Annotated in this window: 18 protein-coding genes; 9 read left to right on the forward strand and 9 right to left on the reverse strand. The window is 72.0% G+C overall.

The features are described from left to right. Nucleotides 1–40 precede the first annotated feature (40 nt). The 3 genes from N6H00_RS04895 to N6H00_RS04905 all read left to right on the forward strand — a co-directional run bounded on the left by N6H00_RS04895 (nt 41) and on the right by N6H00_RS04905 (nt 2,452). Nucleotides 41–991, forward strand: coding sequence for a cytochrome c oxidase assembly protein (locus tag N6H00_RS04895; protein ID WP_268970310.1), 951 nt, complete (start codon nt 41–43; stop codon nt 989–991). Nucleotides 992–1,107: 116 nt separating this feature from the next. After that, nucleotides 1,108–1,263, forward strand: a complete 156-nt coding sequence (locus N6H00_RS04900) for a hypothetical protein (protein ID WP_268970311.1) — start codon at nt 1,108–1,110, stop codon at nt 1,261–1,263. 127 nt (nt 1,264–1,390) lie between these two features. Continuing rightward, complete coding sequence (locus tag N6H00_RS04905; RefSeq protein WP_268970312.1) at nt 1,391–2,452, forward strand: NAD-dependent epimerase/dehydratase family protein; 1,062 nt, start codon at nt 1,391–1,393, stop codon at nt 2,450–2,452. Nucleotides 2,453–2,628: 176 nt separating this feature from the next. Here the strand turns inward: N6H00_RS04905 and N6H00_RS04910 are convergent, their stop codons facing one another. The 7 genes from N6H00_RS04910 to N6H00_RS04940 all read right to left on the reverse strand — a co-directional run bounded on the left by N6H00_RS04910 (nt 2,629) and on the right by N6H00_RS04940 (nt 9,215). Further along, on the reverse strand, nt 2,629–4,296 hold the full coding sequence (locus tag N6H00_RS04910; RefSeq protein ID WP_268970313.1) for an alpha/beta hydrolase: 1,668 nt from the start codon (nt 4,294–4,296) through the stop codon (nt 2,629–2,631). 94 nt (nt 4,297–4,390) lie between these two features. Then, nucleotides 4,391–5,281 (reverse strand): urease accessory protein UreD, encoded by an 891-nt coding sequence (locus tag N6H00_RS04915; RefSeq protein ID WP_268970314.1) that lies wholly within the window; start codon nt 5,279–5,281, stop codon nt 4,391–4,393. Continuing rightward, nucleotides 5,278–5,973 (reverse strand): urease accessory protein UreG, encoded by a 696-nt coding sequence (gene ureG, locus N6H00_RS04920; RefSeq protein ID WP_268970315.1) that lies wholly within the window; start codon nt 5,971–5,973, stop codon nt 5,278–5,280. The genes N6H00_RS04915 and ureG overlap by 4 nt, the downstream gene beginning before the upstream one ends. A gap of 54 nt (nt 5,974–6,027) precedes the next feature. Continuing rightward, complete coding sequence (locus N6H00_RS04925) at nt 6,028–6,861, reverse strand: urease accessory protein UreF (RefSeq protein ID WP_268970316.1); 834 nt, start codon at nt 6,859–6,861, stop codon at nt 6,028–6,030. A 10-nt stretch (nt 6,862–6,871) separates the two neighbouring features. Next, nucleotides 6,872–8,593 carry an urease subunit alpha gene (locus N6H00_RS04930; protein ID WP_268970317.1) on the reverse strand — a complete coding sequence of 574 codons (1,722 nt, stop codon included), beginning with the start codon at nt 8,591–8,593 and terminating at the stop codon, nt 6,872–6,874. Further along, complete coding sequence (locus N6H00_RS04935; RefSeq protein WP_268970319.1) at nt 8,586–8,897, reverse strand: urease subunit beta; 312 nt, start codon at nt 8,895–8,897, stop codon at nt 8,586–8,588. The genes N6H00_RS04930 and N6H00_RS04935 overlap by 8 nt, the downstream gene beginning before the upstream one ends. A gap of 15 nt (nt 8,898–8,912) precedes the next feature. Then, on the reverse strand, nt 8,913–9,215 hold the full coding sequence (locus N6H00_RS04940) for an urease subunit gamma (protein WP_268970320.1): 303 nt from the start codon (nt 9,213–9,215) through the stop codon (nt 8,913–8,915). Between the two features lie 406 nt (nt 9,216–9,621). On the opposite strand from N6H00_RS04940, the gene N6H00_RS04945 reads away from it, so the two are divergent. Next, on the forward strand, nt 9,622–10,575 hold the full coding sequence (locus tag N6H00_RS04945; RefSeq protein WP_268970321.1) for a M28 family metallopeptidase: 954 nt from the start codon (nt 9,622–9,624) through the stop codon (nt 10,573–10,575). Between the two features lie 24 nt (nt 10,576–10,599). Here N6H00_RS04945 and N6H00_RS04950 read toward each other — a convergent pair whose 3' ends face one another. Then, nucleotides 10,600–10,902, reverse strand: a complete 303-nt coding sequence (locus N6H00_RS04950; RefSeq protein ID WP_268970322.1) for a type II toxin-antitoxin system Phd/YefM family antitoxin — start codon at nt 10,900–10,902, stop codon at nt 10,600–10,602. A 69-nt stretch (nt 10,903–10,971) separates the two neighbouring features. Between N6H00_RS04950 and N6H00_RS04955 the strand changes: the two genes are divergently transcribed. The 5 genes from N6H00_RS04955 (at nt 10,972) to N6H00_RS04975 (ending at nt 14,528) form a co-directional block, all read left to right on the forward strand. Then, nucleotides 10,972–11,607, forward strand: coding sequence for an ATP-dependent Clp protease proteolytic subunit (locus tag N6H00_RS04955; RefSeq protein ID WP_268970323.1), 636 nt, complete (start codon nt 10,972–10,974; stop codon nt 11,605–11,607). Between the two features lie 5 nt (nt 11,608–11,612). Continuing rightward, on the forward strand, nt 11,613–11,921 hold the full coding sequence (locus N6H00_RS04960; protein WP_268970324.1) for a hypothetical protein: 309 nt from the start codon (nt 11,613–11,615) through the stop codon (nt 11,919–11,921). A gap of 442 nt (nt 11,922–12,363) precedes the next feature. Continuing rightward, nucleotides 12,364–12,837, forward strand: a complete 474-nt coding sequence (locus N6H00_RS04965; protein ID WP_268970325.1) for a C40 family peptidase — start codon at nt 12,364–12,366, stop codon at nt 12,835–12,837. A 90-nt stretch (nt 12,838–12,927) separates the two neighbouring features. After that, entirely contained in the window at nt 12,928–13,326 is a 399-nt protein-coding gene (locus tag N6H00_RS04970) for a VOC family protein (RefSeq protein WP_268970326.1), read from the forward strand. Then, complete coding sequence (locus tag N6H00_RS04975) at nt 13,323–14,528, forward strand: hypothetical protein (RefSeq protein ID WP_268970327.1); 1,206 nt, start codon at nt 13,323–13,325, stop codon at nt 14,526–14,528. Before N6H00_RS04970 ends, N6H00_RS04975 begins: the two co-directional genes overlap by 4 nt. Nucleotides 14,529–14,539: 11 nt before the next feature. Here N6H00_RS04975 and N6H00_RS04980 read toward each other — a convergent pair whose 3' ends face one another. Next, on the reverse strand, nt 14,540–14,968 hold the full coding sequence (locus tag N6H00_RS04980) for an ATP-binding protein (protein ID WP_268970328.1): 429 nt from the start codon (nt 14,966–14,968) through the stop codon (nt 14,540–14,542). Nucleotides 14,969–15,135: the final 167 nt, after the last annotated feature.

The raw sequence follows: 15,135 nt of genomic DNA on the forward strand, positions 1-15,135 counted from the left end.
GGTGCGCACCGGGTAGGAGCAGGAAGGCCGGGGATACTCGATGGATCACGGCGGACACGGCATGACCATGGATCTGCCGCCGTTCACCCTCGCACGCGGGTTGGAGTTCGGTGGCGATCCGTTCTTCCTGGTCGGCTGTGTGCTGGCGCTCGGGTTGTACGGCTGGGGCGCCGCGCGGCTGTGGCGGCGCGGTGACGCCTGGCCGGTGGGGCGCCTGGTCTCCTTCGCGATCGGAGTGGTGACCATCGCGATCGCGATGTGCACCAAGCTGAACGACTACGGCATGGTCATGTTCAGCGTCCATATGGTGCAGCACATGATCATCAGCATGGTCTCGCCGATCCTGCTGCTGCTGGGCGCGCCGGTGACGCTGACCCTGCGGGCCCTCCCGGCGGCCGGGCGCGGCCGCAAGGGGCCACGGGAGCTGCTGGTCGCGCTGTTGCACAGCCGCTATGTGCGGATCATCAGCCATCCGGCGTTCACGATCCCGCTGTTCATCGCGAGCCTGTACGCGCTGTACTTCACCCCGCTCTTCGACTTCCTGATGGAGAGCAAGGCCGGGCACATCGCGATGATGGTCCACTTCCTCGCGGTGGGTCTGGTCTTCTTCTGGCCGATCATGGGTGTGGATCCGGGTCCGCACCGGCCCGGCTATGTGATGCGGATGCTGGAGCTGTTCGCGGGCATGCCCTTCCACGCGTTCTTCGGCATCGCGCTGATGATGGCGTCCGAGCCCATGGTCGGCGTCTACGAGCACCCGCCCGCCTCGCTGGGCATCGACGCGCTGTCGGACCAGACCTGGGCGGGCGGTATCGCCTGGGCCTTCAGCGAGATCCCGTCGGTGATCGTCCTGGTGGCGCTGGTCCACCAGTGGTACAAGTCCGAGCAGCGCCAGGCGCGGCGGATCGACCGCACCGCGGACCGCGACGGCGACCAGGAGCTCGCGGCGTACAACGCCTATCTCGCCTCGCTCCAGTCCCGTAGCGGCTGAGGGCGGGGCCCCGCGGTCTGCTGGCGTCCGGACCCCCGGCCGCGAGACCATGGACCCGGGCCTGGCGGCCCGGGTCCTGGCGAAGGGGCGTCAGGACCGCCGTGAGGAGGTCGGGGATGCCCGGATCCGCGAAGACGATGACGGTGGCCACGGTGGGGGGCCTGGTGCTGGTGACCGCCTACACCGTGACCCTGGGGAGCAACGGCTGGCTGTGGTTCAGCTGGGTGGTGCTCGGACTGCTGACCGTGGGGGTCGTGGTGGCCCGGGGCTGAGGAAACGCGCGCGGAACACGCCACGACGAGCCGGCCCGCCAGGGGCCGTGCGTGAGCCCAGCGGCGTGGAATCTGCCCGTGGCGAAGGAATGTGGGCAGCGGGGCACCAGGCCCGTAGCGTCCCGGCATGACCACAGGAAGCGTATGTGTGATCGGGGCCACGGGACAGATCGGCCGGGCGGCGGTGCGCGCGCTCGCCGCCGAGGGATGGCGGGTGCGGGCCGCCTCACGCGGCGGGGGCCGCGACGAGAGCTGGCCCGCCGAGGTGGTGAGCGTGGCCGTGGACCGGGACGACGACGCCGCGGTGGCCGCGCTGATCGGGGACGGCTGCGACGTGGTGCTGGACTGCGTCGCCTACGGCCGGGCGCACGCACGGCAGTTGCTGGGGCTCGCGGACCGGATCGGATCGGCGGTGGTGATATCCACGGCAGCGGTGTACGAGGACGACCAGGGCCGTGGCTTCGGCACCCAGGACCGGCCCGACGGCGCCCCGCGCTATCCGCTGCCGCTCACCGAGTCCCAGCGGACCGTCCCGCCGGGCGACGGCTACGGCGGCCGGAAGGTCGCGCTGGAGCGGGAGCTGCTGGCCGCCGGGGACCGGCTGCCGACGACGCTGCTGCGCGCCGGGGCGATCCACGGCCCGCACTGCCGTACCCCTCGTGAGCTGTACTTCGTCAAGCGGGCCCTGGACGGGCGGCCGGTGCGGATCCTGGCCTACGGCGGCCGCAGCCGGTTCCATCCGGTGCATGTGGACAACCTCGCGGAGCTGGTGCGGCTGGCCGCCCACCGGCCCGGCTCACGGGTACTCAACGCGGGTGATCCGCAGGCCCCGACGGTCGCCGACATCGCCGCCGCCGTGGACGGGGTGCTGGGGGTGCGCGGCGAGCAGGTGCTGATCGCCGGAGAGCCGCCCAATCCGCAGGTCGGCAGCACCCCCTGGAGCCTGGCCCACCCCATGGTCTTCGACATGTCGGCCGCCGAGCGGGAGTTGGGCTACCGCCCGGTGACCGGCTACCCGGAGTCGCTGCCCGCGACCGTCGCCTGGCTCGCCGACCGGCTGGCGGACACCCCGGACTGGCGCGCGGCCTTCCCCGACATGGCCGCGGCCTACGACCCGATGTGCGATCTGTTCGACTACGCGGCCGAGGACGCATGGCTGCGCGGCGGCGGACATTCCCTCGCGCCCTGACCACCGGGGCTCGTAGTCTCGGGCGGCCATGACAGAGGTACGGATACGAGCGCCCGGCCGCGCGCGCTCGACAAGGAGACCGAGCGGATCGTCGCGTCCGGCGGCTGGACCGTCCGGCCGGGGAAACGGCACCGGGCCCGTGCGGGGTGCGCACGGGCCCGGCTCACCACCACGCGCTACTTGACGACCGCCGCGGCGGCCGCCTCCTTGGCGGCCTTCGCGTCCTTCGCGGCCGCGCCGGACTTCGCGGGTACCGGCGTGGCGTGCGGGGCGCAGGTCACGTCCTGGGCGTCCACCGTGCCCTTGAGCAGGTAGGCGTCCACCCGGTCGTTGACGCACGCGTTGACCAGACCGGTGACGCCGTGCGAACCGGCGTCCTTCTCGGTGATCAGACGCGAGCCCTTCAGCCGCTTGTGCAGCTCCACCGCACCCTCGTACGGGGTCGCGGCGTCACGGGTGCTCTGCACGATCAGCGTCTTGGGCAGCCCCTTGGCGGCTCCCACCTCCAGCGGGGTGTGCTGCTTGCTGCCCCAGGTGGCGCACGGCAGGTTCATCCAGGCGTTGGACCAGGTGAGGAAGGGGTAGTCGCGGTCCAGCCGGGTGTTGTCCCGGTCCCACTTCGACCAGCTGGTCGGCCACTTGGCGTCGGCGCACTCCACGGCGGTGTAGACGGCGTTGCCGTTCTCCGAGGCGATGTTGCCCGCGGTGTCGGACAGATCGGGGCCCGCGGCCTCGACCAGGGCCGTCTCGTCACCGGCGAGGTAGTCGCTCCACACCTGGGCGACCGTGGCCCACGAGGAGTCGTAGTACGGGGCACTCTGGAAGAACCCGAGCAGCTCGGCCGGGCCCACGACGCCGCCGATGGGGCTCTTCTTGGCGGTCGCGCGCAGCTTCTCCCACTGCTTCTGGACCTTCGCCGGGGTGTCGCCGATGTGGTAGGCGGCGTCGTTCTCGGCGACCCACGCCTTCCAGTCGTTCCAGCGCGTCTCGAAGGCGACGTCCTGGTCCAGATTGGCCTGGTACCAGATCTTCTCCCGCGAGGGGTTGACCACGCTGTCCACGATCAGCCGGCGCACATGGGTCGGGAAGAGCGTCGCGTAGACCCCGCCGATGTACGTCCCGTAGGACACGCCCAGGTAGTTGAGCTTCTTGTCGCCGAGCGCGGCCCGGATGACGTCGATGTCACGGGCGGTGTTGGGCGTCGTCATATGCGGCAGCATCCAGCCGCTGCGCTCCTCGCACCCCTTGGCGTACTCCCGGGCCAGCGTGCGCTGGACGCGCTTGTCCGCCTCGCTGTCGGGCACCGGGTCGAGCTTGGGCGCCTTGGCGTACTCCTGGGGATCCACACAGGAGATGGGCGCGGAGTGGCCCACCCCGCGCGGGTCGAAGCCGACGAAGTCGTACGCCTTCGAGACCTTCGTCCACAGCGGGTTCTCGTTGGTGACCCGGGTCGGGAAGCGGAGCCCGGAGCCGCCGGGCCCGCCCGGGTTGTAGATCAGCGAACCCTGCCGCTCATCGGCGGTACCGGTGTTGCCGACGCGGTCCACGGCGAGCTTGATGGTGCGGCCGCCCGGCTTGGCGTAGTCGAGCGGCACGGTGACATAGCCGCACTGAATCGGCTTGGCCAGCCCCCAGTCGGCCGGGCAGTCCGTCCAGTCGATGCCCTGCTTGGCGGCCTTGGCCGCGGCCACCGCCACCCCACGGGCCTCGGCGGCCCCTCCCGGAATCCGCTCCGAGGCCCCGGCCGTCGGGGCGGCCAGCGCACCGGTTATCAGCGCACCGGTGATCACACCGCCGACCACGCCGAAGAGTGCTGTGCGTCTCACGTAGGAATCCCCCTGCATTGTTGTGCCGCTGAGGCGACGATGATCACAGAGTGCCAGGAGAATTCTTCTGGCCCGCTTACCGCCGAGTACAGGGCAAACCGCCGTTTCTTTATCAAGACGTGAACATCAACCCAAGGGCAGCGGTCGCCTCGTCGAGGATCCGGCGGAGCCGGAGGGCGTCCGGCGCCAGCGCGGTGACCAGGACGGCGGGCCCGGCCAGGGGGGTGAGGACGGCGGTTTCGGCGAGCGGCCGGGGCTCGACGGGGCGGGTGTCGTACACCGGGTCGGCCACGAGGAGTTGACCCACCGCGCGATGGCCGCCGAGTACCGCGCCGCCGTCCCAGCCCGGGGCGCCGGGGCCGTGGCGAAGTTCCTGGTCGAGGAGGTGGCGGCCGGCCCGGTGGACGGTGAGGCGGGAGGTCAGCCGGCCCGGGGATTCGCCGGTACGGCCCAGGATCTGCTCCTCGCGCAGGACGAGGCGGGCGGTGGCCGCGAGGTCGACGCGGGTGGTCATGCGCAGATCGCTGCCGTGGGCGGAGATCAGGGGCTCGGGCAGCCAGTGCAGGACCGCGCCGTCGGCGACGGTCAGCCGGATGTCGTAGTGGGCGGGCTCGGCCGTCCGGCCGGGCAGGGCGATCGTGGCCGCGGCGGAGCCGACGCGCAGCCGGGTGCCCACGCCGGCCGTCGCCTCCAGGGCGATCCGGTCGCCGCCGAGGGGCGCGCTCATCGCGCCGACCACCGTGACGCGCGCCTGGCCGCCGGTGGCCCGGGTGCGGCGCAGGGCGAGCGGGCCGTCCCCGGCGAGCACGGGCAGCGCGGTGCCGCCGCGTCCGTCCGCCTCGGCCCGCAGCCGCGCGACGGCCCGTACGCCCGTGCCCGAGTTGGCCGTCGTACCTGGGGTGGCCGTTGTTGTACCTGGGGTGGCCGTCGTCGTGCCTGGGGAGTCCGCACCGCGCCCCGTGGTCGGGGCTTCTCGTGCCGGGGTGCGCCCGGAGGGGGTCATGCCGGGGCCGCCGTCCAGGCGGCGAGGCGTTCGCGGACCCAGTCGGCGATCGGGCGGACGCCGTCCTCGGCAACCAGGGAGGTGAAGACGACGGGGAGCGCACCGCGCTGGGCCTTGGCGTCCCGAGCCATGCGCTCGAGGTCGGAGCCGACGTAGGGCGCGAGGTCGGTCTTGTTGACCACGAGCAGATCGGCGGTGGTCACACCGGGGCCGCCCTTGCGGGGGATGTCGTCGCCGCCCGCGACGTCTATGACGAACACCTGCGCGTCGACCAGGCCCTTGGAGAAGGTCGCGGTGAGGTTGTCGCCGCCGGACTCGACGAGGACCAGGTCGAGCGGGCCCACGGTCTCCTCGAGGTCCTCGACCGCCTCCAGGTTGGCGGAGATGTCGTCGCGGATCGCGGTGTGCGGACAGGCGCCGGTCTCCACGGCGGTGATGCGGGCCGTCGGCAGTACCGCGTTGCGCAGCAGGAAGTCGGCGTCCTCACGGGTGTAGATGTCATTGGTGACCACGGCGATGGAGAGCTGGTCGCGCAGCGCCCGGCACAGTGCGGCGACGGTCGCGGTCTTGCCCGAGCCCACCGGTCCGCCGAGGCCGATGCGCAGCGCCCGGCGGGTGCCGTCGGGGCGGTGGGGTTCGGCGGCGCCGTGGGTGTGGCGCTGGGGGTAGGTGTCCGCGTGGTCGAGATGCATGACGGCTCCGGTGTTCCAGCGGGGGGCGGGGGATGCGGGGTTCGCTCTTCGCGGTTACGAGGCGAAGAGGCGTACGGACCAGGTGGCGTGCTGTTCGGCGGCGATGTCGAGCAGCGGTGCGGAGGCGGCGGGCAGCGCGCCCGGACCCTCGTCGAGGGCCCGCCGCGCCGCCTCGGCGGCCCGCGCCGCGATCCGGTCGAGTTCGGGGGCGAGGCGGGCCAGGACGGCGGTGGCGTCGAAGGGGTCCAGGCTCAGCAGCCGTACGGTCGCGGTGGCGGGCCCGCTCACCGCCTCGTACCCGGCGGCGTACGCGGCGTCCCGCGGCCCCAGGCCGGCGGCGCGCGCGGCGAGTCCGAGCACCACGGGCTGGTGCGCCCCGCGCGGCCGGGCGGCGGCCAGGGCGTCCAGTTCGGGCGACGGCCAGGTGGCGCGGGCGGCGCGGATCAGCTGACGGCCGAGCCGCCGTGCGGTCATGCGCAGCGCGGGGGCGGGGGTACGGGCGTCCGCCGCCTCGTCGAGCGTGAGCGGGTCGAGCCCGGCGGCGGCCGCGGCGGCGAGCCCGGCCGCGGTGAGCCCGGCGGTGTGCAGCCGGCCCCGGCAGAACGCCTCCAGAGAGGCAGGGTCGTGGATCCGGCCCGCCGCGACGGCGGCCTCGGCGCCGCCGGAGTGGGCATGGCCTCCGGCCGGGAAGCGGCCGTCGGTGAGGATGAGCAGCGCGGCGGCCCCGCCGGGGGCTTCGCCTCCGGGCCCGTGTCGCCTGGCCTGCGCCCCGGCCCCCGCCGCGGGCCCTGCGAACGGTCCTTCCGCCCCCGGACGTGCCCGGTTCGGCCCATCCGCGGCCGGACCTCGGCCGGGCCGGGCCGTGGGCGGGGTCTCGTTCGTGGTCATGACGGTCCGCTCAGAAGAGGAAGTACCGCTGGGCCATGGGGAGTTCGGCCGCCGGGGCCGGTTCCACGGGCTCGCCGTCGATGGTCACCGTGAAGGTGTCGGGGTCGACCTCGACCCGCGGCAGGGCGTCGTTCTCCCGCATGTCCGCCTTGGTGACGCCGCGTGTGCCACGGATGGGGGCGAACCGCTTGCCGAGGTCCAGCCGGTCCACGAGACCGTCGTCGAGGGCCGTCTGGGTCACGAAGTTGACCGAGCCCGTGGCCGCCGCGCGGCCGAGCGCGCCGAACATGGGGCGCGGCAGGACCGGCTGCGGGGTCGGGATGGAGGCGTTGGCGTCGCCCATCTGCGCGTAGGCGATCTGCCCGCCCTTGATCACCAGGTGTGGTTTGACGCCGAAGAACGCCGGTTCCCACAGCACGAGGTCGGCGAGCTTCCCGGTCTCGACCGAGCCGATCTCCCCGTCCAGGCCCTGGGCCACCGCCGGGTTGATGGTGTATTTGGCGACGTAGCGACGTGCCCGCTGGTTGTCGGCGCGGCCGTCGCCGGGGAGGGCGCCGCGGCGCCGCTTCATGACGTGCGCGGTCTGCCAGGTGCGCAGCACGACCTCGCCCACCCGTCCCATGGCCTGGGCGTCGGAGGAGATGATCGAGATCGCGCCGAGGTCGTGCAGCACGTCCTCGGCGGCGATGGTGCTGGGCCGGATGCGGGACTCGGCGAAGGCGAGGTCCTCGGGGACGGCCGGGTTGAGGTGGTGGCAGACCATCAGCATGTCGAGGTGTTCCTCGACGGTGTTGACGGTGTGCGGGCGGGTCGGATTGGTGGAGCTGGGCAGCACGTTCGGCTGGGAGACCACGGTGATGATGTCGGGTGCGTGCCCGCCGCCCGCGCCCTCGGTGTGGTACGCGTGGATGGAGCGCCCGGCGATGGCGGCGAGGGTGTCGCCGACGAAGCCCGCCTCGTTGAGGGTGTCGGTGTGGATGGCGAGCTGGGCGCCGCTCTCCTCGCAGACGCCGAGGCAGGCGTCGATGGCGGCGGGGGTGGCCCCCCAGTCCTCATGGATCTTGAATCCGAGGGCCCCGCCGCGCAGTTGGGACCACATCGCCTCGCGCGAGACGGTGTTGCCCTTGCCGAGGAGTCCGATGTTGACCGGATACCCCTCCAACGCCTCGAACATCCGGGCGAGGTGCCAGGGGCCGGGGGTGACGGTGGTCGCCTTGGTGCCCTCGGCGGGTCCGGTGCCGCCGCCCACCAGGGTGGTGATCCCGCAGGAGAGCGCCTGGTCCACGATGGTCGGGGAGATGAAGTGGACATGGGCGTCGATGGCGCCCGCGGTGAGGATCCTGCCGTTGCCCGCGATGACCTCGGTTTCCGGGCCGATGACGAGGTCGGGGTGGACGCCGTCCATGGTGTCGGGGTTCCCGGCCTTGCCGATACCGGTGATACGGCCGTCACGCAGGCCGATATCCGCCTTGACGACGCCCCAGTGGTCGAGCACGACGGCGCCGGTGATCACGGTGTCGGGGGTGCCCTCGGCGCGGGTGGCGCGGGACTGGCCCATGGATTCCCGGATCACCTTGCCGCCGCCGAAGACCGCCTCGTCCCCGGCCCGGCCGGGCCCGCCGCTGCGGTCCTCCTCGATCTCGATGAGCAGGTCGGTGTCGGCGAGCCGTATACGATCCCCCGTCGTCGGGCCGAAGAGATCGGCGTATCCCGCGCGGTCGAGCTCAGCCATCGAGCGGTCCTTTCGTCTCGCCCCTGAGCCCCGGCACGATCCGGGCCCCCGCGATCGGGACCAGGGCCACCTCGACAGGGATGCCCGGTTCGAAGCGCACGGCGGTGCCCGCGGCGATGTCCAGCCGCTTGCCGTGGGCGGCGGCGCGGTCGAAGTCGAGCCCGGGGTTGGCCTCGGCGAAGTGGTAGTGGGAGCCGACCTGGACGGGCCGGTCGGCGGCGTTGAGCACGGTGAGACGGGTGACCGGCCGCCCCTCGTTGCAGGTCACCGGCTCATCGGCGTAGAGGATCTCTCCGGGGATCACGGGACGCCCCTTCGGTCAGACGATCGGCTGATGGACGGTGACGAGCTTGGTGCCATCGGGGAAGGTGGCCTCGACCTGGACGTCGTGGAGCATTTCGGGGACACCCTCCATGACCTCGTCACGGGTGAGCACCTGCCGGCCGGAGGCCATCAGTTCGGCGACACCGCGGCCGTCGCGGGCGCCCTCCAGGATGTGCGCGGTGATCAGCGCCGTCGCCTCGGGGTGGTTGAGGAGCACGCCTCGGGCCCGTCGCTTCTCGGCCACATCGGCGGCCACATGGATGAGCAGGCGTTCCTGCTCATGCGGGGTCAATCGCATGCTTCCCACCTCATCGTCGTCCTGTCCGGCGGAAACCATCCGCTCAGCACGGTGCGGGGCGGCTGGTGCCCGGCCTCCGCGGGCCAGGGCCCTTGCGACGGACCCTAGTTCCGTGTCGTTTCGGTGGCGTTAACGGATCAGTCCCGATCTCAGTCCCGGTCCCAGTCGTGGTCCCAGTCCTGATGCGGTCCTGATGCGGTCCTGATCGCTGCTGGTCACACCGGCCGCGCGGTCCCTCGAACACGCCCTGACGCCCCCGCCCCTGGCGCCCGTCAATCCGCTGGGCGGACCCCCGCGTCCGGCTATCGCGCTTGACGGCCCCACCGGATACCCCCGATTCTCGTCTCCGCAACACCATGATTCACCCGTTCCGCTCCAACCCCCCACATCACAACGGAGCCCAACTGTGAAGCGAATAACGTCATTCCGCCGTGGCACGCTCGCGGCCGGAACCGGTGCCGCGCTCGCCGTGGCCCTGCTGACCGGCGCCGCGAGCGCCGGCGCCACCGTCACCCCCCACGCCGCGGCCCCCGACGTGGACGTCGCGGCCGTCAAGGCCGACCTGAGTGAACTTCAGTCCATCGCGGACGACAACGGCGGCAACCGCGCCCATGGCGAGGCCGGCTACCAGAAGTCCGTGGACTTCATCAAGGGCAAGCTGGACGAGGCCGGATTCACCACCTCCGTCCAGGAGTTCACCTCCGGCGGCGAGACGGGCTACAACCTCATCGCCGACTGGCCGGGCGGCGACGACGGCAAGGTGGTGATGGTCGGCGCCCATCTGGACTCGGTCCAGGCCGGCCCCGGTATCAACGACAACGGCTCCGGTTCGGCCGCGATCCTCGAGGTCGCGCTCGCCGTGGCCAAGGCCGACCTCCAGCCCGCCAAGCACCTGCGGTTCGCGTGGTGGGGCGACGAGGAGGACGGCATGGTCGGCTCGACGCACTACGTCGACAACCTGGCCTCCGACGAGACGTCGAAGATCGACAGCTACCTCAACTTCGACATGCTCGGCTCCCCCAACCCGGGCTACTTCGTCTATGACGACGACCCCGAGCTGGAGAAGGTCTTCACGGACTGGTACGCGGCGAAGGACATCACGACCGAGCCGGAGACCGAGGGCGACGGCCGCTCGGACCACGCCCCCTTCAAGGACGCCGGGGTGCGGGTCGGCGGTCTGTTCAGCGGCGCCGAGGCCACCAAGAGCCAGGCGCAGGCCGATCAGTGGGGCGGTACGGCGGGCGAGGCGTTCGACCCGTGCTACCACTCCGCATGCGACAAGACGTCGAACATCGACGACAAGGCGCTGGACCTGAACACCGACGCCATCGCCAACGCGATCTGGGAGCTCAGCTCCTAGTACCCGCCCGTCACTTCCCGTCCGTCACTTCTCGCGGCCCGGACGCCGATCCCCGGCGTCCGGGCCGCTGTGTTCCGCCGCGATGCCGAAGCGCCGCCGTTCGCCCGGAGCGGACGACGAGGTGCGCATCGACGACACGGTACTGATCACCTGCTCCTCCGCGCCGGTTTCGATCTCCTCCAGTCGCCGCAGGTCAGCAGCGGATACCAGGGCGACCAGCGGCTTCCCGTGGCGTGTGACGACCACCCGCTCGCCGCCGTACACCACGCGGTTGATCAGCTCCGCGAGCTCCGCACGGGCTTGCGTCACCGGAATTTCGTAAGCCATGCTCCCATCATATCCGGATGTACGTCCTGTACATTTTTTACGGAGCCCACGACGCCGAGAGGTGACGCGATGGAACGACCGACCGCGCGCTATGTCCTGCCCGAGCTCACCGAACGCACCAGCTCGGGGGTCCGCACCATGGACCCGTACGCCAAGCTGCTCTCCGAGCGCATCGTGCTCCTCGGCACCCCGCTCGACGACACCGCCGCCAACGATGTGATCGCCCAGCTGATCCACCTCGAACACGCCGCGCCCGACCAGGACATCTCGCTCTACATCAACTCGCCCGGCGGCTCGTTCGGCGCCATGACGGCGGTCTACGACACGATGCGCTTCGTCACCTGCGACATCGAGACGGTCTGCCTGGGCCAGGCCGCCTCGGCCGCCGCCGTGCTGCTGGCCGCCGGCGCCCCCGGCAAGCGTCTGGCCCTGCCGGGCGCGCGGATCCTCCTCCACCAGATCGGGTTCGACGAGCCGGTCGAGGGCACCACCTCGGACCTGCGCATCCAGGCCGATGAACTGCAACGGACCCAGGCGATGCTCGAGGAGATGCTGGTGCGGCACACCGGCCGGAGCGCCGAGCGGATCCGCGCCGACATCGACCGCGACAAGATCTTCGACGCCGCGGGCGCGGTGGCGTACGGGCTGGTGGACAAGGTCACCCGGAGCCGTAAGCGGCCCGGCGCGCCGCTGCGGGCGAGGTGAGCGCGGTGCTGCCACCGGAGCTGCCCCCGCTGCCCGCGCTCACCCGCGCGGAGGGGGAGGTCGTCGACGGCTATCTGGACGTGGTCGATCTGCTGGGCCGGATCAATCCGGCCCGCGGCCGTGACACCTACGGGAGTCTGCGGGCCGCCCAGGCGCTGGTGGGGAAGGCCACCGCGCTGCGCGACGCGCTGGCGCTGATGCATGAGCGCGGGGAGAGCGAACTGCACACCGCGACCCTGGCCCGTGCGCTGCGGGTGCTGGACGGGGAGCGGCGCGCGGCGCGGGTCACACTGCCCCCGGCGCTGCGGACCTGAGCCGGGTCCCGTACGGCGCCGGGGCCTGGGCCGCGCCCGTGGGGACGGGGCCGGGGCGGCGCCCGTACGGAGGCATGGGCCGCGCCCGTACGGGGAAACCTGGGGCGGCCCGTACGGGGACCTGAGCGGCGCTCGTGCCGGAGCCGGGGCCATCGCCCGAACGGCGGAGCCGGACTCCGGCGGTCCGGGCGCGGTCGGCTTGCGCCCCGCGGGCGCCCCGGGTTCGTACCGCCATCCGCACCACCAGCCTCGGCATGGCCGTTCGGGCAGGTCACGGACGTGGTGCGGGGCGGCCGGTATCACCCGAACGGGCCAGCCGTGACCACCGTCACACCGTGCCGTCCCGACTCGGAACCGGGGCGCGGCTGCGTGACCATCCCTGGGGACGACAGGACTCCGCCGCCGTACCGGGGCGGGGTCGGCTCACGAAGGGTGGCGCATGATGTCCGCGCACATACGTATCCCCAGGATGTTCTCCCGAGCGAGCGCCGTCTCCGCCCTCACCGTCGCCGCCGTCGGAGGCACCGTGGCGACGCCGGGGTGTCCACCGGAGGCCGAGGCGGCGACCGCCGCGGCCAAGGCGCTGCGGATCGCGGCCTCGAAGAAGGGCGCGCCGTACCGATACGGCGCGGCGGGGCCGAGGCGCTTCGACTGCTCCGGTCTGACGCAGTACGCGTACAAGCGGGCCGGGAAGCGGCTGCCGCGCACCGCGGCCGCGCAGTACAACCGGACGCGCCATATCAAGGCCGGCTCCCGCAAAGGCGGGGACCTGGTGTTCTTCCACTCCGGAGGCGCGGTGTACCACGTCGGTGTGTACGCGGGCGGCGGGCGGATCTGGCACGCCCCCAAGACCGGTGAGGTGGTGCGGCTGGAGCGGATCTGGACCAGCAAGGTCTGGTACGGCCATGTGCGCTGACCCGCTGTAGGTGTCAGTGGCCATGGGTAGGTTGACGGGGCCGGGACACGGTTGTGGACCGGCCCCGTCCCGACCACCGAAAGGCACCTCATGACCTATCTCAACCCGGTCCGGCACATCACCTTCGACGCCCATGACCCCTACGCCCTGGCGCGGTTCTGGTCCGGGCTGACCGGCTACCCGCTGGAGGACGACGCCAAGCCGGACGACGACGACGTGCTGATCAGCCCGGGTCAGCCCGGGGTGCCGGGGCTGCTGTTCCTGCGGGTCCCGGACACCAAGACCGTCAAGAACCGTGTGCACCTGGACATCCAGCCGCCGTCGGGCACCCGGGACGCTGAGGTGGAGCGGCTGATCGGGCTCGGCGCGAGAGTGGTGGACGACCGGCGCACGGACGACGGGCTGGGGTGGGTGGTGATGTCCGACATCGAGGGCAATGAGTTCTGTGTGGAGCGCGGCGCCGTCGAGCGCGGTGTGGTGCCGGCATGAGCGAGCCGTTCCAGCCGGACCGGATCTACGACCAGGTGTATCTGCTCTTCGTCGACACCTCCGGGTATTCGACGATCGTCCGCTCGAACCCCAGGGACCGGGCCGCGCACGCCTTCGATCTGCTGCGCGAGCGGATGCGGGCCCGGATCGGGCAGCTCTCGGCGCAGCACCGCTGCGCCCGCAGCGACTTATGGAGCTGGCGCGGCGACGGGGGCTTCTTCGCGGTCCACGACGACAGCGAGAGCGTGGCCCGCGATGTGGCGCTGGAGGCGGCCCGCGCCTTTCTCACCCTGGATCTGCGCCATCTGCGGGACGAGTTCGCCCAGGCGGGGGTGGACGGGGAGCTGCATGTGCGGATGGCGGTGCACAAGGGGGCGATACGGCACACCGGCGAGGGCCGGACCGGCGCCATCCACTCCCCCGACATCAATCTGGCGGCGCATCTGGAGAAGGCGACTCCGCCGGACTGTCTGGCCGTCTCGGAGGATGTGTACCGCACCGCGGGGGCGTACGCGAAGCTGTTCGCCCATGTGGGAAGCCATGAGGGCAAGGACGTCTATCTGATGGCGGGCGACGGCGGGCCGGACGGGGCGGCCAAGGCGTGGCTGGCGGGCCAGGGGCTCGCGGACGGCTCCCCCGTGCACGCGTATCCGGAGCGGCCGAGCCCCCAGGAGAAGGCGCGGCTGCTGGACGCGGCGGCCGAGGAGGTGCTCGACATGGGGACGGCGCTGCGCACCTCCTCCAGCCGGCTGGTCACCACCGAGCGCCCGGCCCGCTATCGTGACGCGGTCCTCACACTGCTGCGCCGGGGCGGCACCTACCGCTGCTATCTGCTGGACCCGTCCTCGGACGCGGCGGCCACGCTCTCCCGCCAGTACCAGGAGGACATGACGCGGAAGATCAAGGATTCGCTGGAGCGGTTCGGCCGCTTCAAGGAGCGCTACGGGGCGGAGGCCGAGGGCCTGCGGGTCTACCAGACCGATGAGTTCCCGGGGTTCTCGGCGCTCGGCGTCGATATGCGCCGGCCCAGCGGGCTGATTCTGTACTGCTCGTATCTGATGGGCACGAGCCGGTACGGGGTGATCGAGCGTGGCGACATGCCGCACTATCTGGTCGGTGCGGGCGCCGGGCGGGTCTTCACCCGCATCCGTGAGCTGGCCGAGGACCGTGCCTCGGCGGGGCGGGTCCAGCGCGTGCTGTGAGCAGGCCGGGCTCAGCGGACCGGCACGATCCACGGCAGGGCGATCCATACGGTTTTGCCGCCCTCCGCGGTCGGGGTGACGAACACCTCGCCGCCCGACTCCGCGGCCAGACAGCGGACGATGACCATCCCGCGCCCGCTGTCCTGCTGGGTGGCCAGCGGCAGCCATCTGGGCCATCTGGGATGACTGTCGGTGACCCCGATCTCCAGCCGCTGCTCGCGGTCGAGCCGCAGGTCCACGGTGAAGGTGGGCGACTGGCCCACGGTGTGCTCCACGGCGTTGGTGGCGAGCTCGGAGACGATCAGCCGCACCGTGTCGGCGGCCTCCGCTCCCGTCCCGAGCCCCCATTCGGCGAGCACGTCCGTGACATAGGCGCGTGCCGCGGGAACCGACTCCGGTGCGCTCGGCAGAGTGACGGATGCTTCCTGATGGTCTGCCATGACGGCCTGTCCCTTTCCCGCCGGGGCGCGGCTGCGGACGCGTTCGACGTGGGTGCTGCGAAGCCGGCGAAGTCGTGGGCTGCCCCGGCGGCTCTACGCGTCAGACTGCCACCGATGCCCTCCGTAACGGGGGCGATCCACCGAGTTATGCATATATCTGTCGCCCG

This window comes from Streptomyces sp. S465 (assembly GCF_026898115.1).
GTDB lineage: Bacteria > Actinomycetota > Actinomycetes > Streptomycetales > Streptomycetaceae > Streptomyces > Streptomyces luomodiensis.